Here is a 22,748-nt window from a genome sequence, read left to right on the forward strand (position 1 = left end):
TCTTAACGGAAGCAGTCGTAGAGACAGTTATTCAGGTTCTAGTCTCCTTTATATAAAATGAATAAAAATACAAAAGTTTTAGCTTTAAAGTACAGACCTCAAACATTTCATGATCTTATAGGACAAGATGTTGTTGCGGAAACAATTTCTAATTCTATTAAGGCTAATAAAGTGCCTAATGCCTATCTTTTTACTGGAATTAGGGGAATTGGAAAAACTACTACAGCAAGGATTGTTGCAAAATCTTTAAATTGTTCAAATGGAATAGATAACTTGTGTAAAGAAGAACTTTGTGAAAATTGTAATGCAATTTCTAACTCAAATCATATTGATGTATTGGAAATGGATGCAGCAAGTAAAACGGGAGTAGACGATATAAGAGACCTTATTGAATTTTCTAGATATGGCCCAACTACTGCTAAATATAAGATATTTATAATTGATGAAGTACACATGCTTAGCAAACAAGCATTCAATGCATTGTTAAAAACTTTAGAGGAGCCTCCAGAATATTTAAAATTTATCTTTGCAACAACAGAAATAAAAAAAATTCCAATTACAGTGGTCTCACGTTGTCAAAGATTTGATTTATCTAGAATTAAATCTTTAGAGTTGTTTGATTTTATTAAGAAAATTAAAGAAAAAGAAAATGGCAACGCATCAGATGATGCTCTTAAATTAATTGTTAAAATTTCTGAGGGTTCAGTTAGAGATGCGCTATCGTTACTTGATAGGGCTCTACTTACTTTGGATAAAGACAAAGAATTAGATCTTGCAGCAGCACAAAAAATATTTGGTTATTTTGATAAGTCTCAATTAATTGATTTATTTGAATTGATATTTGAGGGTAAAGAAACTGAAGTTCTCAACACTTATAGAGAAATATATAACCAGGGTGTTGAACCAAAAATTTTTATTAATGATTTTTTAGAACTCTTGTATTATTTTAAAAATATCGAGTCACTAAATTTAGATGGTAATAGTTTTTTATTGAATGATGAAGAGTTTAATAAAATTAAAGATCTTTCAGAAAAAGTTAACAATGAAACCTTAATATTATTTTGGCAATTTACTATTAAAACACTTGAGGAGTTCGATATTGTTTCTAATCAACATTTATCAATGGAAATGTTCTTAATTAGACTAATTTATTTAAAAGGCATTAAACAAGATAGTGATGATTATAACAAAGATAGTAGATCAATAGCTGAAAGTGAAAATCAAACATCTTTTTCACCAAAAAAAACAAACGAAGATATATTTGGAATAAAAGATAAAGCAGAAACAATAGGGCAAATGAAAAATATTGCTCAAGAAAAAGATATCAAAGAAAAAGAAAATAATAACATTGAAACAAATACCAGTCTTATAAATTCATTTGATGATCTATTAAAAGCATGCTCTTCTAAAAAAGAGATTAAATTAAAATATGAATTAGAAAAAAATGTTAACCTTGTAAGTTTTGAAAACAAAAGAATTGAAATATCATTTAATGAAGATTTAGATAAAGATTTTATTAAAGATCTTTCAACAAAACTTTTTGAATGGACCAATGAAAGATGGATTATAAGTCTAAGCAAAACCAAAGGACAGCCATCTAAAAAAGAAGAAGAAATTAACCAAAAAAAAGATTTGATAGAAAGTGTAAAAAATTCTTCAATTTATAAAGATATTTTAAAAAATTTTCCTGACGCAGAACTCATTGACGTTAAACCTATAAAAGAAGATTAAAGAATGACTGATTTTACAAAAATTTTAGATAAGGCAAAAGAATTAGAGGCTAAAATGAAAGAGAGCCAAGAAAAAATAAAAAACATTCAGGTAGAAGGAACGTCTGGTTCAAATTCTGTAAAGGTTACTTTAAATGGTGAAAATGAAATGATCAAAATTGACCTTTCAGACGCAATATTAAAGGAAAATAAGATTATAATCGAAGATTTGATAGTGGCTGCCCATAATAATGCAAAATCAGAATTGAAATCCAAGACATCTGAAGAAATTTCTAAGTCTACAAGTGGGTTTGGTATTCCTGGTTTTAAATGGCCACTTTAAGAATATGCAAAATATTAATGAGATAGAAGAATTAATCAAATTAATTTCTAAACTCCCTGGCTTAGGTCCTAAATCTGCAAAAAGAATTGTATTAAAACTTATTAATAATAGGGATGAGCTTGTAAAACCAATGGCAAACACTCTGGCGCAAGTTTATAAAAATGTTATTAGGTGTCAATCATGTGGTACTTTAAAATCTAATTCGCTAGGCTGTAACAATTGTGAAAATTCAAAAGAAAAATATAATAAAATATGTGTAGTTGAAGACATTGCGGATCAATGGTCAATTGAAAATTCAAATATTTATAAAGGCTACTTTCATATTCTTGGTGGAACTATTTCTTCTGCTGGTCAGAGAAAAGAAGATCTTTTGATTAATTCATTAGTAGAAAGAGTTTTAAGAGAAAATATTGAAGAAGTTATACTGGCAACAAGCGCAACAGTAGAAGGTCAAACTACAGCTTATTACATAGAAGATAGTTTAAAAAAAACTAGCACTAAGGTTACAAAACTTGCTCAAGGACTACCTGTTGGTGGCGAAATAGAAAGTCTCGATGATGGAACTTTATATTCAGCATTTAAAAACAGAACTGTTATTAAAACTAATTTTGATTAATTTTTTTTAATTAATCTATTTAAATGAAGAAGTGGTTCGGTATAGCCAGAAGGTTGAGACCTACCATGAAATACTAAATCACATGCAGCTTTGAAAGCAACAGATTTATCAAAATTTGGTGACATTGCCTCATATCCCAATCTACCAGATCGATTGTATGCACCATCATTTTTATTTTGATCATCAACAACCTTGGCCATTTTTTTCATAATTTCTAAAACCTGTTTGCTTGTGCAAATTCCATGATGTATCCAATTTGCTATATGCTGAGATGAGATTCTTAAAGTAGCTCTATCTTCCATTAAACCAACATTATTAATATCTGGTACTTTAGAGCAGCCTACACCATGATTAATCCACCTTACAACATAGCCTAAAAGTGTTTGTGCAGAGTTAGAAATTTCTGAATTAATTTCTTCAATAGACCAATTAGGTCTGTCAGCAACTGGTATGGTTAAAAGATCATCTAATTTTGCTGACACTCTATTTTGTAATTCTTTTTGTTTTTCAAAAATATTTATTTCATGATAGTGAAGAGCGTGAAGAGCAGCCGCAGTAGGTGAAGGAACCCAAGCACAATTTGCACCAGCATTTAAATGGCCAGTTTTTTGTTCCATCATCTCTTTCATTTTATCAGGCATAGCCCACATTCCTTTACCAATTTGAGCTTTACCAGAAAAACCACACTGAAGACCTATATTGACGTTATTATTTTCATATGCCCCGATCCATTTAGAAGATTTCATATCTCCTTTTTTAATCATAGGACCAGCTTCCATTGAAGTATGCATTTCATCACCAGTACGATCTAAAAAACCAGTATTAATAAAAAATACTCTATTTTCAAGGGTTCTAATACACTCTTTTAAATTTGAAGAAGTTCTTCTTTCTTCATCCATAATACCAATTTTACATGTATATTTTTCTAATCCTAAAATTTCCTCAACTTTAGTAAAAATTAAATCTGTAAATGAAGTTTCATCAGGACCATGCATTTTTGGTTTCACAATATAAATAGAACCACTTCTAGAATTACCTCTTTTTTTAATATCATGAAGGCACGCTGCTGAAGTTATGAAAGCATCCATAATACCTTCTGGTATCTCAGAACCATCTTTTAAAGTGATTGCTGGGTTGGTCATAAGGTGTCCAACATTTCTTACCAATAACAAACTTCTTCCATGTAGTTTTAATTTTTTTCCATCTTTAGAGATATAACTTCTGTCAGGGTTTAATTTACGTTCATAAGTCTTTCCATTTTTTTCAAAAGTTGATTTTAAATCACCCTTCATAAGTCCAAGCCAATTACGATAGCAAATAACTTTGTCTTCAGCATCAACAGCAGCAACACTATCTTCATTATCACAAATAGTTGAAACTGCCGCTTCAACAATAATATCGCTAATTTTAGCAGGATCTTGTTGAGCACTAAAAGCATTTGGATCTATAATTATCTCTATATGAAGATTGTTATTTTTTAAAATTATTGCAGAAGGATCATTAACTTCTCCTCTATGACCAATAAATTTATCTTTATTTTTTAATGATGTTTCAGTGTCTTCTTTTAATACAATTAAAGAACCATTATTAATTTTAAACCCTGTAATATTGTGCCATTCTAAATTTTCTAGAGAAAAATATTTTTCTAAAAAGTCTCTTCCATATTTTATGACCATTTCACCTCTTAAAGGATCATATCTCTGAGAAGTACTATCTTCAGATTGCTCGATTATATCTGTGCCATACAAACTATCATATAAACTCATCCATCTAGCATTAGCAGCATTCAGTGCATACCTTTCATTCATGATTGGAACTACTAATTGTGGTCCAGCGATACTAGTTATTTCTTCATCTACATTATTTGTTTTGATCTTAAAATCAGGGCCTACTTCTTTTAAATAATCAATTTCTTTTAAAAATTTTTTATATTCTTCTAGATTGATTTCATTACCCTTATTCGCAATATGCCAATCGTCTATTTTTTTTTGTAAATCTTCTCTTACTTTTAATAGGTTTTTATTTTTTGGAGCCAATTCATGAACTACTTTGTCAAAACCTTCCCAGAATTTTTCTGAAGAAATATTTGTATCTTTAAGCAATTCTTCATTAACGAAGTTAAGCAATTTATTAGAAACTGATAGATTGTGTATTTTTGTATATTGTTCTTTCATAGCACCCACTTTACCCCATCTGTATTTTTGCCTGAGAGTTTTGCTCCATCGGCGAGATAAATCTCTTTCCAGAGTGTTATGTTTATTATCGGTTCATTTGCCTGAGAGTTTCCGGGGTGGTTGCTCCTTCGGCGCTATTATTTAATAGTCTCTCCCGATATTAGTTAAGATTACCTCTTAATAGAATTATGTCAAATATAAATTATTTAAAACATTTTATTGCCTTTTTTCTTAATTAATTAATAATTAAAAAAGCATATGAAAAATTATTTAAATTTTGAAACAGATATTAAAAATTTAGAGATAGAAATAGACAAACTTAAAGATCCTTATAACCAAGATGGTCTTTCAGAAGTAGACACAAAAAAAATTTCTGAGTCACAAAAAGAGATAGATAATAAGTTGCAAGAGATTTACTCTAATTTAGACCCTTGGCAAACTACCCTTGTTGCAAGACATGAAGACAGACCTAAAGCAAAGTTTTTTATCGATAATTTATTTGAGGATTTTATTCCATTGTCAGGAGACAGATTTTATGGAGAAGATAAATCGGTATTAGCAGGATTTGCAAAATTTAATGAAAAATCAGTTTTAGTTATTGGACAAGAAAAAGGGGATAGCCTTGAAAGTAGAATTGAAAGAAATTTTGGAATGATGAGGCCTGAGGGTTATAGAAAAACAATTAGATTAATGAAATTAGCAAACAAATTTAATATTCCAATAATTTCTTTTATAGACACACCGGGGGCATATCCTGGTGTAGGTGCAGAAGAGAGAGGCCAAGCAGAGGCAATTGCAAAATCAATTGAGTGTTGTATGTCATTAAACGTCCCAACTCTTGCAATTGTTATTGGAGAAGGTGGATCAGGAGGTGCAATAGCACTTGCTTCATCTAACAAGGTAATCATGTTAGAAAATGCAATTTACTCAGTAATATCTCCAGAGGGCTGTGCCACTATTTTATGGAGAGATCCTAAAAGAACTTTAGAGGCAGCAAAAGCCATGAAATTATCTTCAAAAGACCTTTTAGAACTAAAAGTAATTGATGAAATTATTCCAGAACCAATTGGTGGCGCCCATAGAGATAGAGATCTAATATTGGATAATGTAAGAAAATCAATTGAAAAAAATTTGAGTGAATTTTTTAACATGAGTGGAGAAGAAATTTTTAATCATAGAAAAAATAAATTTTTGACTATTGGAAGATCTAAAGGGTTTGTAAACCAATTAGATGATTTGAGTACACTTGGTATGAAAGAAAATAAGGTTAATATATTTATTAAAAATTTTTTTCGATCTAAGTTAAATTTAGTATCTACAATTGGATTAATAGTTTTATTAGGCTATTTAGTATTTTCTTTATAAAGCTCCACAACAGTTTTTAAACTTTTTACTTGTAGCTTCACATTTTTCATTTCTTGAAATCTTTTCACCTTCTCTTTGTATTAGCAAGCATTTTGGATCATTAAACGTTTCTTTTTTTAATGGTCTTGTAATGTTTTCACTAGGTTCTTGAACCATTTTTAAATTGATTAAAATCGTAACAAAATCCATTTTTAATTTATTCAATAAGTTTTCAAAAAGAAAAAAAGCTTCTTTTTTATACTCAATTAATGGATCTCTTTGACCATAAGATCTTAGCCCAATAACTTGTCTCAATTGTTCAAGATATTGAATATGCGATTTCCAGTTTAAATCTATGCACTGAAGAAAAATTCTTTTTTCAACTTCTTTTACTTTTTCTTCATTCAACATTTTAATTCTTTCATTTCTTGTTTCTAAAAATTTAGAATTAATTTTATTTTCGAATTCTTCATCTTTTAATTCAGTGACATTTTTGAATTCATTATCGTCAAAACTTTTTCCTAGTAAAGTTTTTAGCTGATTATAAAATTCATTATTTCTAGTTGTTGATAGTTTTTGTGTTTTTAAGGTAATTAGATGAGTAATAATTTCAGATAAGAATTCATCTGAATAATTAAAAACGTTTTCACTATTCATTACTCCATTTCTTTGAGAGAATATTACATGTCTTTGGTCATTTAAAACATCATCAAATTTTAATAAATTTTTTCTTATATCAAAATTTCTGGCCTCAACTTTTTGTTGTGCTCTTTCAAGTGCTTTATTAATCCAGGGGTGATCAATACTTTCCCCCTCTTTTAAGCCTAATTTTTGAAGAATATTATTCATAGACTCTGAACCAAAAATTCTCATCAAGTCATCTTCTAAACTAACATAAAAAATTGAACTCCCTTCATCCCCCTGTCTACCAGCTCTTCCTCTAGCTTGGTTATCAACTCTTCTGGATTCCATTCTTTCAGTACCAATAACAAATAATCCACCAAGTGATTTTATTTTAATTTTATTTTCTAAAAGTTCATCATCAGGTTGGTTTCCTTTTTTTCCACCTAATTGAATATCAACACCTCTTCCCGAGATACTTGTTGTGATTATAACTGAATTCATTTTTCCAGCATTTGCAATGATTTCAGCTTCATTTTCATGATTTTTTGCATTTAAAACCACATGTTTTATTTTTTCATCATTTAATAGTTTTGAATAAATTTCTGATTTATTGATGCTAGAAGTAAAAACTAATATTGGCTGACTTTGTTTGTGACACTCAAGAATTTTTTCAATGATAGCTTTATTTTTCTCTTCTTCAGTTCTAAAAATTTGATCATTCCAATCTTTTCTAATCATTTCTTTATTTGTAGGAATGATGATTACTATTAAGTTGTATATTTCATAAAACTCCTGAGATTCAGTTGCTGCAGTCCCAGTGCATCCTGAAATTTTATTATAGAGTTTGAAATAATTTTGATAAGTTATTGATGCTAGAGTTTGATTTTCAGCCTGAACATCTATTCTTTCTTTGGCTTCAAGTGCTTGGTGTAAGCCATCTCCAAATCTTCTTCCTTCTAATATTCTACCCGTAAGTTCATCAATAATTTTTAATGTTCCATCTTTAATAATATAATCTCTTCCTTTTTCAAATAAATGATGAGCTTTTAAAGATTGATTTACATGATGAACTAAGCTTAAGTTTTCAGGATCATAAAAGTTATTATTTTTTAGGATTCCTGCTTCAGAAAATATTTTTTCTATATTATTTATTCCCTCATTAGTAAGTAATATATTTTTATCTTTCTCATCGATCTCATAATGTTCTGGTATTAGTCTTTTTATAAACTTGTCAATCGCAAGATATTGTTCTGTTTTGTCTTCAGCAGCTCCTGATATTACAAGTGGAGTTCTAGCTTCATCAATTAAGCAAGAATCTATTTCATCAACAATAGTATAAACATGCTCTCTTTGAACCATTTGTTTTTTTGAGAACTTCATGTTATCTCTAAGATAATCAAATCCTAGTTCACTATTAGTTGCATATGTAATATCAAAATTATAATTTCTTTTTCTTTCATGATCGTCCTGGTCATTATTAATATAACCAAAAGTTAATCCTAAAAATTTATATATCTCTCCCATTTCCTGTGAATCTCTTTTTGCAAGATAGTCATTTACAGTAACAATATGCACACCTTTTTCTGACAAGGCATTTAAGTAGGCTGCAAGACTTATTGTTAAAGTTTTACCTTCACCAGTTCTCATTTCAGCAATTTTTCCCTCGTGAAGAACAACGCCTCCAAGTATTTGAACATCATGGTGTCTCTCATTTCTTGTTCTTTTAGAAGCCTCTCTAACAAGCGCAAAAGCCTCAGGCAATAGAGCGTCTATATTTTCGCCTTTATTGAGTCTATCTTTTAATTCTATAGTTTTTTTAGGGAAGTTTTCGTCACTAAGATTTTTAACAGTAGCCTCAAAGGAGTTAACTTTTACAACTATTTTTTTAATTCTATCGAGCTCCTTTTGATTGCTAGATTTAATGAACTTTGTGATAAAATTTAAGGGATTAAGCATTTAATTTTCTGGTATATAATTAATTATAACTTTTAATATAAGTATTAAATAAATATTTTAAATACATGCCAATAAACGTTAAAAACTTTATAAACTCTCTAAATTTAAAGTCAAAAAATAGTGACTTTCAAGATTTAGAACATTTGGATGGAGTTTCGATATCTGCTGTTTGTGCAAATTTATACAGCAAACCTAGGGATGACTTGGTTATGTTTTATTTTAGAGACGGAGCAAACTATGCGTCTGCTTATACACAGTCAAAAATAGTTTCAGAGAATATTAAATGGAATTTAAATATAAAAAGTAAAAAAATAATCTCTCTAATTGTTAACACTAGAAATGCCAATGCTTTTACAGGACCAGATGGGTATAAAGGATTAAAAGAAATAGCAGAAGAAGCGGCATTACAGTTAACAAAAAAACAAACTGAAGACGAGGATTCTCCAAAAAAGATAACATCGAATCAAATCCTTTTTGGATGCACTGGGACAATTGGAGAAAAATATCCAACTGAAAAAATTAAGAATAAAATTCCAGAACTAATCAAAAAGATTAAATACACACAAAATAAATTTATCTGGTTGAAAGCTGCATTAGGCATAATGACAACAGATCTACATCCAAAAATTACCATGGAAGAATGTAAGGTGGGAAATAAAAAAGTTAAGATCTATGGAATTGCCAAAGGATCAGGGATGATTTTTCCAAACATGGCAACCACATTAGGTTATATTTTTACAGATGCAGATCTTTCAAACGATGTTTTAAGCAAACTATTAAAGAAAAATATCAATACAACCTTCAATGCAATTAGTTGCGATGGTGACACTAGCACAAATGATATGGTTTCTATTTTTTCAACAGGAAAAGTAAAAAACCCAATTATTAATAATATTAATGATAAGAAGATATTTAGTTTTGATAAAGCTCTACATTCGGTATTATTAAATTTATCAAAAAGAGTAGTTAAGGATGGTGAAGGAGCTACTAAATTTATTACAATCAATATAGCTAAATCAAAAAGTGAGAAAGAAGCAAGAGCAATAGCTTTTTCTATTGCAAATTCAAACCTTGTTAAAACAGCCATCGCAGGAGAAGATCCAAATTGGGGTAGAGTAATAATGGCCATAGGAAAATCTGGAGTGAAAATAGATTCAAAAAAATTATCAATGAGCTTTGGTAGTATAAAAATTATAGAAAAAGGACAAATTTTTAAAAATTACAAAGAAAATGATGTAGCCAATTATATGAAAGACCAATCAATAGATATTTCAGTAAATTTAAATATGGGTTCAAAAAGTTTCACTGCCTACACAATGGATTTAACAAAAGAATATATTGAGATTAATGCTGATTATAGAAGCTAATTTGATATTGAATTAACTTTGTTAATTATTAACTATAACTTATGATCAAATACAAGCTGATATGTAAAGATTGTGAAACTACTTTTGATAGTTGGTTTTCATCGTCTAAAGAATATGAAAAACTTAAAAAGAAAAAATTCTTAAATTGTCATTTTTGCAATTCCTTAAATGTTGGAAAAGCCCTGATGTCTCCTAGTGTAAGCATATCAAAAAATAATTTGAGAGATATCCATGCATCTAGTGAAAAGTATAGAGAAATAAAAAAAACAATTTATAAATATCAAGAATTTATAAAAAAAAATTTTGAATATGTTGGGGAACATTTTGCTTATGAGGCAAGGTCTCTGCATTATAAAGACAAAAAAAAAGCCAAAGGTATTTATGGCACTGCAACAAAAAAAGATCTTAACGAGTTAAAGGAAGAGGGGATAAAAGCAGAAATGCTGCCTTGGATAAAAAACACTACGAATTAATTTTTTATAAATTTTGTAATATAATTAACAGAAGTATCATTTGTTACTTTCCAGCTATTATCTAATATATTAAAATTCATTCCATCTAATTTTTTAAGAGATAGATTGTTTTTTTTAGTAATACTTATTAGCTCACTAGGTTTAACAAATTTTTCCCAATCATGTGTTCCAATTGGAAGCCATTTTAAAATATATTCAGCTCCCACTATTGCGAAAACATAAGATTTTAATGTTTTGTTGAGGGTTGCAATAAACATTATGCCATTTTTCTTTAATAATTTTGAACTTTCTGTAATGAAAAAGTCTATATCATTAACGTGTTCAACTATTTCCATATTTAAAATTACATCAAATCTTGTTTTATTTTTTAGCATCTCTGGAGATGCAACCTTATAATCAATCTTAAGCTTATTTTTTTTTGCATGAAATTTTGCAACTTCAATATTTTTCTTTGATGCATCAATACCAACAACACTTGCTCCTAGTCTGCACATTGGCTCAGATAATAATCCTCCACCACAACCAATATCTAGTAATTTAATATTTTTTAAGGGCTTATCAGATGATCTAATCTTAAAATCTTTGATAATATTTTCTTTTATATATCTAATTCTTATTGGATTAAAATTATGCAATGGTTTGAATTTACCATTAGGATCCCACCATTCTTCAGCGATTTTGGAAAATTTCTCAATTTCTTTTTTATTTATTGAATTCATAATAGATGACTTGTGGACATAACAATTAAGATGTATTTTATCAAATATAAATTACAAAATTATCAATGAAAACTGTTATATTAAAGTTCGGTGGAACTTCTGTTGGAAGCATAGATAGAATAAAGAACGTAGCAAAAATTATTTCTTCTTATAAAAAGAGGAAAATAGGTGTTATTGTGGTTTCTTCTGCAATGAGTGGCACAACTAATGAATTAATAAAAAAAACAAAAGAATTAAGTAATAGCTTTGATGCAGCAGAATATGATGTTTTATTAGCGACAGGAGAGCAAGCAACTTGTGCATTAATTGCTGGTAGATTAAAACATCTTGGTTTTAAAGCTAGATCATGGATGTCATGGCAGCTACCAATTATTACAGAAGGACCTTATAGCTCTTCAAGAATTAGCAAAATTAATAAAGGAAAAATACTTAGTTTCATGAAATCAGGAGGAATACCAATCATAACTGGTTTTCAAGGTGTTAATTTAGAAAATAGGATCACAACACTGGGAAGAGGTGGAACTGATGCATCAGCAATAATGCTGGCAAAATTTTTTAATACTGATGCGTGTGATATCTACACTGATGTAGATGGCGTTTATACTACAGATCCAAGAAATCACTCAAAAGCTAAAAAAATTCATAAAATTTCCTACGATGAAATGTTAGAGATGGCATCACTAGGTGCAAAGGTTATGCAACCTACATCCGTACAAGATGCAAAACTAAATAACATTAATTTTTCAGTTAAATCTTCATTTCAAAAGAAGAAGGGAACATTAATAACTGGTGCAAAAAAAATCTTTAGTAATCAAATAATAACTGGAATTACTTCTACAAAAAATGATTCTAAAGTTACGATTGTGGGTGTTAAAGATAGACCAGGTGTAGCAGCTGCTGTTTTTAAACCATTATCACTTAATCAAATTAATGTTGATATGGTAGTTCAAAATATTTCTTTAAATGGAAAAGAAACAGACTTAACTTTTACAATTAAATCTGAGGATTTAAAAAAAACAGAAAAAATTATTAAACAAAATAAAAAAATTTTATTTAGAAAATTTACATATGATAACAATGTTTCGAAAGTATCCATTATTGGTGTTGGTATGATTACAACTCCAGGAATTACTTATAGAATGTTCCAGGCATTGGCGTCAAAAAAGATTAATATAATGGTTATTTCAACTTCTGAAATTAAAATTTCAGTTTTAATTTCAAATAAACAGATAAAAAAAGCAGTAGCAGTGCTTCACAAAGAATTTAAGTTAGATTAACTTATGAGTTTAAGACCATTTAGAGACATTCATAGAAAAAAAACGAAAGTTATAAATGTTGGTGATGTAAAAATAGGTGGAGACAATCCTATTTCTGTACAATCTATGACTAACACTTTAACAACTGATATTCAGGCCACAATAAAACAAATCAATGATATTCATGAAGAGGGTGCTGACTTGGTTAGGGTTTCGTGCCCAGATGAAGAGTCATCATTAGCCCTTAAAGAGATTACAAAACATGTATCTGTTCCGATAATTGCTGATATTCATTTTCATTACAAAAGAGCAATAGAAGCGGCTGAAAATGGAGCAAAATGTTTAAGAATTAATCCAGGCAACATAGGAGATAAATTAAAGATACACGATGTACTTAGTGCTGCTAAAAATAACGATTGCTCTATTAGAATAGGTGTTAATGCTGGCTCTCTTGAAAAAGATATTTTAGAAAAATATAAGGAACCATGCCCAGAAGCTTTAGTTGAAAGTGCACAGAGAAATATTAAGATTTTAGAAGATCAAGATTTTTTTAATTTTAAAATAAGTGTAAAATCTTCAGATATTTTTTTATCTATTGCGGCGTACCGTCAACTATCAAAAGTTACAGATTATCCACTACATCTAGGAATAACTGAGGCTGGAAGTTTTGTTTCAGGTAGTGTTAAGTCATCAATAGGTGTTGGGTCACTTTTAATGGACGGAATAGGAGACACTATAAGAATTTCTTTGTCTGATGATCCTATTAAAGAAATTAAAATTGGCAATGAAATATTAAAATCACTTAATTTGAGAAATAGAGGTGTAAAAATTATATCTTGTCCATCATGTGCAAGACAAGCATTCCAAGTAATTGATACGGTAAAAACATTAGAAGATAAACTTTCTCACATCAAAACTCCTTTGACATTATCAATTATTGGCTGTGTAGTTAATGGACCAGGAGAGGCAGCAATGACTGATATAGGAATAACTGGAGGTGGTAAGGGCAACAATATGCTTTATTTATCTGGCATTCAAAGTGAAAAAGTTTTATCAGAAGATATAATATCAAGAGTTGTAAGTGAAGTTGAAAAAAAAGCTGCTGAACTTGATAAAAAATTATAAATATAATGATACCTCTAAAAACTATTGAAGATTTAATATCTAAGCACTCTATTTTGGAGAAAGAACTATCATCAGGTGAAGTGGATAAAAAACTTTTTGCTGAAAAATCAAAAGAATACTCAGATTTAAATGATGTAATTGTTGATGCTAAAAAATATTTTTCTTACGAGAAGGAGAAAAATGATCTAGAGAAAATATTAGGTGACTCTAGTAGTGATAATGAGTTTAAAGAAATGGCTGAAGTAGAGTTAAAAGATCTAAAATTAGAAAACGAATCCTTAGAAAAAAAATTAAAACTATTTTTATTACCAAAAGATGAAGCAGATAAAAAAAATGCAATTATAGAAATTAGAGCAGGTACGGGAGGGTTGGAGGCAAGTTTATTTGCTGCAGATCTTTTTAAGATGTATGAAAAAGTTAGTCATCAAAAAAAATGGGAATTAGAACTAATAAGCATGTCCCAGAGTGAGGCAGGGGGACTTAAAGAAGTTATTGCGACAATTAGAGGAAAAAATATTTATTCAACATTGAAGTACGAAAGTGGAGTTCATCGTGTTCAGAGGGTCCCAGATACAGAAACCCAAGGAAGAGTTCATACTTCTGCTGCTACAGTGGCTGTACTACCGGAAGCAGAAGAAGTTGATATAAAAATAAATGATTCAGATTTAAGAATTGATGTGTTTAGAGCTGGCGGCCCAGGTGGACAATCTGTTAATACAACTGATAGTGCTGTGAGAATTACTCATATTCCGACAGGACTATCTGTATCTCAACAAGATCAAAAATCACAACATAAAAATAAAGCAAAAGGGATGTTAATCTTAAGATCTAGACTTTATGAATTAGAAAGATCAAGAATAGAAGGTGAAAGATCACAAGATAGAAAAAGTAAAATAGGAACTGGAGACCGGTCTGAAAGAATTAGAACATATAATTTTCCACAAGGAAGAGTAACAGACCATCGTATTAATCTAACCCTACACAAACTTGAAGCCTTTTTAGAAGGTGAAGCTTTTGATGAAATGGTAGAAAGCTTAACGCTGCAAGCACAAGAAGAAAAATTGAGCAATCTTAATTAAATGAATATAGAAAATATTCTAAATGAAGGTATAAATATCTTACAAAAACATAAGATAGCCAATCCTCAGCTTGATAGTGAGATATTATTATCTAACTCTATTAAAAGAGATAAAAAACATATCATTTTAAACCCTAAAGAAATTTTGAACTTAAATCAATTGGTAGAATTTAAAAGTTTAATTGAAAGAAGAAAAAAAGGTGAACCAATTGCCTACTTAATAAATAAAAAAGAGTTTTGGAAAGATGAATTTTTTGTTAATAAAAGTGTGCTAATTCCTAGACCTGATACTGAACTAATAATAGAGCAAGTTTTAAAAATCTATGCAAAAAATGCGCAATTGCAAGTTCTTGATATTGGAACTGGATCTGGATGCATTCTTTTATCTATACTAAAAGAGAGATCTAATTTTTATGGAACTGGAATAGATATTTCTAAAAAAAGTATAAATGTAGGCAAATTTAACGCAAAACAACTAAACTTAACTAATAGAGTAAAGTTTTTTCACTCAAGTATTGACAATTTTAATAATGGCAAATATGATATCATAGTTACAAACCCTCCATATATTGAGCAGACAAAATTAAAATATTTGGAAAAAGACGTGGTTAATTTTGAGCCAAAGTTAGCCTTAAGTGGTGGGCATGATGGTTTTTCAAAAATCAAAAAAGTAATTAATAAGGCAAGTATTTTGATTAAGAAAAATGGTAAATTTATTTTAGAGATAGGTTTTAATCAAAAAAATAAAGTTATAAAAATATTAAAAGAAGAAGGTTTTTACGTCAACAAAGCTATAAAAGATTATGGCAATAATGATCGCTGTATAATCAGCACTAAAATTTAAATTGAAAAAAAATTATGGTAACATTTAGAAGTAATAATACTAACAACAATAGAAGACCTCCGTTTAGAAGTAATAACAATAGAAGACCCCCATTTAGAAGCAACAATGAAGGGTCAAAATTTTCTAACAATGATAATTTTCAAAGAAATGTTCCGGGTAGAAATAATCATAATGCAGTTAAACTTATTGAAAAATACAATGATTTAGCAAGAGCAGCTTTGGCTAATGAAGATAAAATTTTATCTGAAAACTATTTTCAGCATGCAGATCATTTTACAAGAGTTCAAAATGAGCAAGAAAGCCTTAGAATGGCTAGAGCAAATTCACCTGCAACTGGAAATATTAAGCCAGTGGATTCGGAAAAAAAAGTTGAAGAAATTGCAAAAACTGAGGTTGAAACAGTCAAAAAAGAAGTAACTGAACCTGAGATCAAAAAAGTAGCAAAAAATATAGATAAAAAAGTGGTTGAAAAAAAAGTTGCTGCTAGTTAATTTTATCCAATAATTAATTCTGATTTTAAAACATCTAATTTAATTTTTTCTACTTCAAATATTTTTCTTTCTTTTCCTTTAAGAATCTTGCCAGAAGGCAACTTTAATTTTTGAGAGTTAACTTTTTTTCCATTTACAACTACCTCATAATGTAAATGTGGACCTGTAGATTTTCCAGTTGACCCAACATAACCAATTATCTGACCCTGTTTTACTCTTATTCCTTCTTTTATTCCTCTAGCAAAATTTTTCATATGAGCATAAATAGTTTCATAGGTAGAATTATGTTTTATTTTAACACAGTTTCCACCACCACCACACCATCTTGCTCTTGTTATAAGTCCACTTCCAGATGCCATAATTGGTGTACCCGTTGGGGCTGCAAAGTCAGTTCCTTTATGCATTTTATTAAAACCATCTATGGGATGTTTTCTCATTCCGAAAGCAGAAGAAAGTCTTGCACCATTAATAGGAGTTTTCATCAATGCTTTTTCAACACTTTTGCCATTTTCATCATAGTGTCCCTCACTTCCTTTTTTTTCAAAATAATATAACGCATTTTTTTTTTCACTTAGCTTTAGATCTGCAAAAATTATATTACCTGTCTCAAAAATTTTACCATCATCATCTTCAAACACTTCATACATGATTTGAAAATTATCATTTTTTCTAATATCTCTTTGAAAATCAACTTGGAATCCGTAGATTCTTGCAAACTCGATAATCACGTTTGGCTGAACATTCAAATCAATAGCCGTTTTATATAAACTTTGCGTAATTTTTCCTTCTTTAAAAATAATTCTTTTATTTAAATTTGTAATAATTATTTTTTTCTCAAAAAGGTTATTATCTAGATTTTTTGTTAATTGAATTTTTTCTGTTCTAGAAACTGGAAATAAAAAAGAAGTAATTTTTTTATTGTTTAATTGATCGATAGTAATTTTTATTTTAAGATTTGGTTTAAGATTATTTATATCATAATCTGAATTTAAGCTTTTTTTGATCTGGTTAATTTCTTCATTTGGTATTGAATAATTGTTCAAAATTTTATCAAATGTTTCACCACTAGAAATATTATGATCAATATTTCTATATCTTGGAACTAGATTGTCAAAAATTTGGCTAATACTTTTTTTGAAATAAATATTATTTATTAAATTTTTATAATTTTCGTCTATTAATACTTTTTTTTCGTTATAGATAGTGGTGATCGAAATCGTTATTAACAATAATAAGAAAAGAAAAGTAATCTCAATGTTTTTTTTAACTATTTTAATTATTTTATTTGAACTAAATATCATCTTTAATTTTAAATTATTAATTCAGTAATGACTAAAAATCAAAAAAAACCTTGTATTTATTGATATATTTGAGCATTTATTTAAATGCTAAATGCTTGATTTACTTTTATTTTAGCTTATAAGCACCACACTTTCTCAGTAAAATTATTGTTTAAACAATAGATTAGTGAGGATTATTGGGCGTTTTAAACCCAATTAGCTATTTAAAAAGTAAAAATTTAAGAAGAGAAGTGTGGACGGTTAAGGTTACCAAAATTTGTCGTACACACTTCAAAATCGTATGGATTGTATTCTTACAATTTATATATGAAGCTAGTGTGCGCCGTTTTTTAACTTGAGAGTTTGATCATGGCTCAGAACGTACGCTGGCGGCACGCCTAACACATGCAAGTCGAACGAAGTAGCAATACTTAGTGGCAGACGGGTGAGTAACATGTGGGTATCTACCCTTTGGCCTGGAATAACACGAGGAAACTTGTGCTAATACCGGATAAGTCTTTACGGAGAAAGCTTTATGCACCATTGGATGAGCCCGCACTTGATTAGTTTGTTGGTAGGGTAATGGCCTACCAAGACTATGATCAATAGCTGATTTGAGAGGATGATCAGCCACATTGGGACTGAGACACGGCCCAAACTCCTACGGGAGGCAGCAGTGGGGAATCTTGCACAATGGAGGAAACTCTGATGCAGCGATGCCGCGTGAGTGAAGAAGGCCTTTGGGTTGTAAAGCTCTTTCGTCGGGGAAGAAAATGACTGTACCCGAATAAGAAGGTCCGGCTAACTTCGTGCCAGCAGCCGCGGTAATACGAAGGGACCTAGCGTAGTTCGGAATTACTGGGCTTAAAGAGTTCGTAGGTGGTTGAAAAAGTTGGTGGTGAAATCCCAGAGCTTAACTCTGGAACTGCCATCAAAACTTTTCAGCTAGAGTATGATAGAGGAAAGCAGAATTTCTAGTGTAGAGGTGAAATTCGTAGATATTAGAAAGAATACCAATTGCGAAGGCAGCTTTCTGGATCATTACTGACACTGAGGAACGAAAGCATGGGTAGCGAAGAGGATTAGATACCCTCGTAGTCCATGCCGTAAACGATGTGTGTTAGACGTTGGAAATTTATTTTCAGTGTCGCAGGGAAACCGATAAACACACCGCCTGGGGAGTACGACCGCAAGGTTAAAACTCAAATGAATTGACGGGGACCCGCACAAGTAGTGGAGCATGTGGTTTAATTCGAAGATACGCGCAGAACCTTACCAACACTTGACATGTTCGTCGCGACTCTAAGAGATTAGAGTTTTCGGTTCGGCCGGACGAAACACAGGTGCTGCATGGCTGTCGTCAGCTCGTGTCGTGAGATGTTGGGTTAAGTCCCGCAACGAGCGCAACCCTCACTTTTAGTTGCCATCATTAAGTTGGGCACTCTGAAAGAACTGCCAGTGATAAGCTGGAGGAAGGTGGGGATGACGTCAAGTCCTCATGGCCCTTACGTGTTGGGCTACACACGTGCTACAATGGCATCTACAACAGGAAGCAAAACGGCAACGTTAAGCAAATCCCGAAAAGATGCCTCAGTTCGGATTGCACTCTGCAACTCGAGTGCATGAAGCTGGAATTACTAGTAATCGTGGATCAGCGTGCCACGGTGAATGCGTTCCCGGGTCTTGTACACACCGCCCGTCACACCATGGGAGTTGGTTCTACCTTAAGGCAAGGTTTCAAACCCTTGACCACGGTATAGTCAGCGACTGGGGTGAAGTCGTAACAAGGTAGCCGTAGGGGAACCTGCGGCTGGATTACCTCCTTTCTAAGGATGAGTGAAAGTAAAATTTCACTCTAAATAATATACATCGGTAATGTTGACCGTCCTCATTTCTCTTCTTAAAGTAATGTTTCCTTCTTGTAGGGCCGGTAGCTCAGTTGGTTAGAGCACACCCTTGATAAGGGTGGGGTCGAAAGTTCGAGTCTTTCTCGGCCCACCAAAAACCTAAATGGGGGATTAGCTCATCTGGGAGAGCGCCTGATTTGCATTCAGGAGGTAGCAGGTTCGATCCCTGTATCCTCCACCAGGAAACATTTAGTTATTAAAACTGTAAATAAAAATAATTTATATCAATATCTATATCCGAACATTAAAAGTTATTATTTAATGTTCAAAATAAAAATTTGATCACAACATAGATAAATTTTCTGTTAAAAGAATTTTTTTCTGTGCATAAATCAAGCGTTTAAGGGCGTGTAGTGGATGCCTTGGCACTGAAAGCCGATGAAGGACGTGATATACTGCGATAAGTTTCGGGGAGCTGTATGTAAGCTTTGATCCGAAAATTTCCGAATGGGGAAACCCACCACTTTATGTGGTACTTTAAACTGAATACATAGGTTTAAAGAGACAACCTGGAGAACTGAAACATCTAAGTAACCAGAGGAAAAGAAATCAATTGAGATTCCGTTAGTAGTGGCGAGCGAACGCGGAGTAGGCCAGTAGTTTTGTTAGAAAAATTTGAATAGTTTGGAAATGCTAACCATAGAGGGTGATAGTCCCGTATGAGTAATGTCTAACAAAATTCTTGAGTAAAGCGGGACACGAGAAATCCTGCTCGAATATAGGGGGACCACCCTCTAAGCCTAAATACTCTTCAGTGACCGATAGTGAACTAGTACCGTGAGGGAAAGGTGAAAAGAACCCCTATTAGGGGAGTGAAATAGAACCTGAAACTGCATGCCTACAATCAGTCCGAGCCCTTTTTAGGGTGAGGGCGTACCTTTTGTATAATGGGTCAGTGACTTAATTTATTAAGCAAGCTTAAGCCATCTAGGTGTAGGCGCAGCGAAAGCAAGTCTTAATAGGGCGATTAGTTTAATGAATTAGACCCGAAAACGAATGAGCTTACCATGAGCAGGTTGAAAGTTGGGTAACACCAACCGGAGGACCGAACCAGTTGACGTTGAAAAGTCTTTGGATGACTTGTGGTAAGGGGTGAAAGGCCAACCAAATTCGTAGATAGCTGGTTTTCCGCGAAAACTATTTAGGTAGTGCGTCGAATAAAAAGATGTTTAGAGGTAGAGCACTAAATGGGCTAGGGGGAAGAGATTCTTACCAAACCTAATAAAACTCCGAATGCTAGACATTGTTCTTCGGCAGACAGACTGTGGGTGCTAAGGTCCATGGTCGAGAGGGAAAGAGCCCAGACCACCAGATAAGGTCCCAAAATCATGATTAAGTGTGAAAGGATGTGGAAATTCCATAACAGCCGGGAGGTTGGCTTAGAAGCAGCCATCCTTTAAAGATAGCGTAACAGCTCACCGGTCTAATAGAGTTTCTGCGCCGAAGATGTAACGGGGCTAAAATCATGTACCGAATCTGTGGCTTTGCAAAGTTTTCGAACTTTGTAAGGGGTAGCGGAACGTTCTGTAAGCCTGCGAAGGGATACCCGTGAGGGATCCTGGAGGTATCAGAAGTGCGAATGCTGACATAAGTAACGATAAACGAAGTGAAAAACTTCGTCGCCGAAAATCTAAGGGTTTCTATGCAAGGTTAATCCGCGTAGAGTTAGTCGGCACCTAAGGCGAGGGCGAAAGCCGTAGTCGATGGAAACAAGGTTAATATTCCTTGACCTGATGGTAGTGACGGATTTCGTAAGTTGTGAGTTCTTAATGGATTGAACTTGCCGCGAAGAGGTCCCAAGAAATAGCTCCATCATGAAGACCGTACCCGAAACCGACACAGGTAGATTAATAGAGTATATTTAGGCGCTTGAGAGAATGATGTTGAAGGAACTCGGCAAAATGCTTCCGTAACTTCGGGATAAGGAAGACCCTTTTGTAGGCAACTATGGAAGGGTGGCACAAGCCAGGGAGAAGCGACTGTTTATCAAAAACACAGGGCTCTGCTAACACGTAAGTGGATGTATAGGGTCTGACGCCTGCCCGGTGCTGGAAGGTTAATGCGGTTGGTGCAAGCTAACTTCTGAAGCCCCAGTAAACGGCGGCCGTAACTATAACGGTCCTAAGGTAGCGAAATTCCTTGTCGGGTAAGTTCCGACCTGCATGAATGGCGTAACGATTTCTCCGCTGTCTCCAACATCAACTCAGTGAAATTGAATTCTCCGTGAAGATGCGGAGTTCGCGTAGTTAGACGGAAAGACCCCGTGCACCTTTACTGCAACTTTACATTGGTGTTAGGAAAAACATATTTAGCATAGGAGGGAGACTTTGAAGCAAAAGCGTCAGCTTTTGTGGAGTCACCAGTGAAATACCTCTTTTGTTTTTCTTGACATCTAACCGCTAGCCGTCATCCGGCAGCGAGACATTGTATGGTGGGTAGTTTGACTGGGGCGGTCGCCTCCCAAATAGTAACGGAGGCGTGCGAAGGTAGGCTCAGAACGGTCAGAAATCGTTCGTAGAGTGCAATGGCATAAGCCTGCCTGACTGTGAGACTGACAAGTCGAGCAGAGACGAAAGTCGGTCATAGTGATCCGGTGCTTCTGAGTGGAAGGGGCATCGCTCAACGGATAAAAGGTACGCCGGGGATAACAGGCTGATACTGCCCAAGAGCTCATATCGACGGCAGTGTTTGGCACCTCGATGTCGGCTCATCACATCCTGGGGCTGGAGCAGGTCCCAAGGGTTTGGCTGTTCGCCAATTAAAGTGGTACGTGAGCTGGGTTCAGAACGTCGTGAGACAGTTCGGTCCCTATCTGCTATGCGTGTAGAAGAATTGAGAGGAGTTGACCCTAGTACGAGAGGACCGGGTTGAACATACCACTGGTGGACCTGTTGTGGCGCCAGCCGCAGTGCAGGGTAGCTAAGTATGGAAGAGATAACTGCTGAAAGCATCTAAGCGGGAAACTCACCTCAAAACTAGTTCTTCCTATAGAGCCGTGGTAGACCACCACGTTGATAGGCTGGATGTGGAAGCGCAGTAATGCGTGTAGCTGACCAGTACTAATAGCTCAATTGGCTTGATTTATGCACTGAAAAAAATTTTATGTAAGGAATATATTGATATGAATAAATTTAAAAGATTATAAATTTCAAATTAAGTATGAAATTGCTGATATTGAGAAGTTAGAAAAGTACAAAAATCAATTTGATATAGTATTTTGCCATAATGCATTAGATGATTTTGTAGTATCCTCTTCTATAGAGCTAGATCTAACAATAAGAAGGTCTTTTTTTTCAAATTTTTTTATAATTCGATTTAAATTCTTTTCTTTATTATCATAAAATTTATTTATATTGATAATTATAAATCCAGGAATTAATGCATTTTTACACTTAAGTTTTTTTAATGTTAAAGCTTTATTGTAAAATTTCATTTTTATTAC

The 22,748-nt window shown here is 32.4% G+C and carries 16 protein-coding genes, 2 tRNA genes, 2 rRNA genes and 1 riboswitch; of the genes, 15 read left to right on the forward strand and 5 right to left on the reverse strand.

The window, feature by feature from the left end:
• Positions 1–57: 57 nt before the first annotated feature.
• The 3 genes from dnaX to recR are packed head-to-tail and all read left to right on the forward strand — an operon-like array spanning position 58 to position 2,668.
• Positions 58–1,731 carry a DNA polymerase III subunit gamma/tau gene (dnaX, locus tag ABXT39_RS00550; RefSeq protein ID WP_415295208.1) on the forward strand — a complete coding sequence of 558 codons (1,674 nt, stop codon included), beginning with the start codon at positions 58–60 and terminating at the stop codon, positions 1,729–1,731.
• Positions 1,732–1,734: 3 nt separating this feature from the next.
• Positions 1,735–2,052 (forward strand): YbaB/EbfC family nucleoid-associated protein, encoded by a 318-nt coding sequence (locus ABXT39_RS00555; RefSeq protein WP_415295210.1) that lies wholly within the window; start codon positions 1,735–1,737, stop codon positions 2,050–2,052.
• A 4-nt stretch (positions 2,053–2,056) separates the two neighbouring features.
• The gene (gene recR / locus ABXT39_RS00560) at positions 2,057–2,668 is read left to right on the forward strand and encodes a recombination mediator RecR (protein ID WP_415295212.1); all 612 of its coding nucleotides are present in this window, start codon (positions 2,057–2,059) and stop codon (positions 2,666–2,668) included.
• Here the strand turns inward: recR and ABXT39_RS00565 are convergent.
• On the reverse strand, positions 2,665–4,851 hold the full coding sequence (locus tag ABXT39_RS00565; RefSeq protein WP_415295214.1) for a malate synthase G: 2,187 nt from the start codon (positions 4,849–4,851) through the stop codon (positions 2,665–2,667). The two genes, recR and ABXT39_RS00565, sit on opposite strands and share 4 nt — an antisense overlap.
• A gap of 70 nt (positions 4,852–4,921) precedes the next feature.
• Positions 4,922–5,009: riboswitch (glycine riboswitch) on the reverse strand.
• A 91-nt stretch (positions 5,010–5,100) separates the two neighbouring features.
• On the opposite strand from ABXT39_RS00565, the gene ABXT39_RS00570 reads away from it, so the two are divergent.
• Positions 5,101–6,207: an acetyl-CoA carboxylase carboxyltransferase subunit alpha gene (locus ABXT39_RS00570; protein ID WP_415295216.1), complete on the forward strand. Its 1,107-nt coding sequence runs from the start codon at positions 5,101–5,103 to the stop codon at positions 6,205–6,207.
• On the opposite strand, the gene secA is transcribed toward ABXT39_RS00570, so the two are convergent.
• Positions 6,202–8,766: a preprotein translocase subunit SecA gene (gene secA, locus ABXT39_RS00575; RefSeq protein ID WP_415295217.1), complete on the reverse strand. Its 2,565-nt coding sequence runs from the start codon at positions 8,764–8,766 to the stop codon at positions 6,202–6,204. The genes ABXT39_RS00570 and secA overlap by 6 nt on opposite strands.
• 65 nt (positions 8,767–8,831) lie before the next feature.
• On the opposite strand from secA, the gene argJ reads away from it, so the two are divergent.
• Together argJ and ABXT39_RS00585 are read left to right on the forward strand one after the other, a co-directional pair.
• The gene (gene argJ / locus ABXT39_RS00580) at positions 8,832–10,133 is read left to right on the forward strand and encodes a bifunctional glutamate N-acetyltransferase/amino-acid acetyltransferase ArgJ (RefSeq protein WP_415295219.1); all 1,302 of its coding nucleotides are present in this window, start codon (positions 8,832–8,834) and stop codon (positions 10,131–10,133) included.
• A gap of 41 nt (positions 10,134–10,174) precedes the next feature.
• A complete protein-coding gene (locus ABXT39_RS00585) occupies positions 10,175–10,606 on the forward strand; it encodes a DUF1178 family protein (RefSeq protein WP_415295220.1) in 432 nt (143 codons plus the stop codon).
• Here ABXT39_RS00585 and ubiG read toward each other — a convergent pair.
• Complete coding sequence (gene ubiG, locus ABXT39_RS00590; protein WP_415295221.1) at positions 10,603–11,325, reverse strand: bifunctional 2-polyprenyl-6-hydroxyphenol methylase/3-demethylubiquinol 3-O-methyltransferase UbiG; 723 nt, start codon at positions 11,323–11,325, stop codon at positions 10,603–10,605. The genes ABXT39_RS00585 and ubiG overlap by 4 nt on opposite strands.
• A gap of 65 nt (positions 11,326–11,390) precedes the next feature.
• Here ubiG and ABXT39_RS00595 point away from each other — a divergent pair, with 65 nt between their 5' ends.
• From ABXT39_RS00595 to ABXT39_RS00615, 5 genes are read left to right on the forward strand one after another with little or no spacing between them, the layout of a single operon-like run.
• Positions 11,391–12,602, forward strand: coding sequence for an aspartate kinase (locus tag ABXT39_RS00595; RefSeq protein ID WP_415295223.1), 1,212 nt, complete (start codon positions 11,391–11,393; stop codon positions 12,600–12,602).
• A gap of 3 nt (positions 12,603–12,605) precedes the next feature.
• Positions 12,606–13,706: a flavodoxin-dependent (E)-4-hydroxy-3-methylbut-2-enyl-diphosphate synthase gene (gene ispG / locus ABXT39_RS00600; RefSeq protein ID WP_415295225.1), complete on the forward strand. Its 1,101-nt coding sequence runs from the start codon at positions 12,606–12,608 to the stop codon at positions 13,704–13,706.
• Between the two features lie 5 nt (positions 13,707–13,711).
• Entirely contained in the window at positions 13,712–14,785 is a 1,074-nt protein-coding gene (prfA, locus tag ABXT39_RS00605; protein WP_415295227.1) for a peptide chain release factor 1, read from the forward strand.
• Positions 14,786–15,628, forward strand: coding sequence for a peptide chain release factor N(5)-glutamine methyltransferase (gene prmC, locus ABXT39_RS00610; protein WP_415295228.1), 843 nt, complete (start codon positions 14,786–14,788; stop codon positions 15,626–15,628).
• Between the two features lie 14 nt (positions 15,629–15,642).
• Positions 15,643–16,119: a DUF4167 domain-containing protein gene (locus ABXT39_RS00615; RefSeq protein WP_415295230.1), complete on the forward strand. Its 477-nt coding sequence runs from the start codon at positions 15,643–15,645 to the stop codon at positions 16,117–16,119.
• Positions 16,120–16,121: 2 nt separating this feature from the next.
• Here the strand turns inward: ABXT39_RS00615 and ABXT39_RS00620 are convergent, their stop codons facing one another.
• Complete coding sequence (locus tag ABXT39_RS00620) at positions 16,122–17,420, reverse strand: M23 family metallopeptidase (protein WP_415295232.1); 1,299 nt, start codon at positions 17,418–17,420, stop codon at positions 16,122–16,124.
• Between the two features lie 330 nt (positions 17,421–17,750).
• Here ABXT39_RS00620 and ABXT39_RS00625 point away from each other — a divergent pair.
• The 4 genes from ABXT39_RS00625 (at position 17,751) to ABXT39_RS00640 (ending at position 22,390) form a co-directional block, all read left to right on the forward strand.
• Positions 17,751–19,225, forward strand: a 16S ribosomal RNA gene (locus ABXT39_RS00625).
• 98 nt (positions 19,226–19,323) lie between these two features.
• Positions 19,324–19,400 (forward strand) — tRNA-Ile (locus ABXT39_RS00630).
• Between the two features lie 11 nt (positions 19,401–19,411).
• A tRNA-Ala gene (locus ABXT39_RS00635) sits at positions 19,412–19,487 on the forward strand.
• Positions 19,488–19,636: 149 nt separating this feature from the next.
• A 23S ribosomal RNA gene (locus ABXT39_RS00640) occupies positions 19,637–22,390 on the forward strand.
• The 16S and 23S rRNA genes sit together here with 2 tRNA genes alongside, the layout of an rRNA operon.
• Before the next feature lie 115 nt (positions 22,391–22,505).
• Here ABXT39_RS00640 and ABXT39_RS00645 read toward each other — a convergent pair.
• Entirely contained in the window at positions 22,506–22,739 is a 234-nt protein-coding gene (locus ABXT39_RS00645; protein WP_415295234.1) for a hypothetical protein, read from the reverse strand.
• Positions 22,740–22,748: the final 9 nt, after the last annotated feature.

Source organism: Candidatus Pelagibacter sp. Uisw_113, from assembly GCF_047717815.1.
In the GTDB taxonomy this organism is placed as follows: Bacteria; Pseudomonadota; Alphaproteobacteria; order Pelagibacterales; family Pelagibacteraceae; genus Pelagibacter.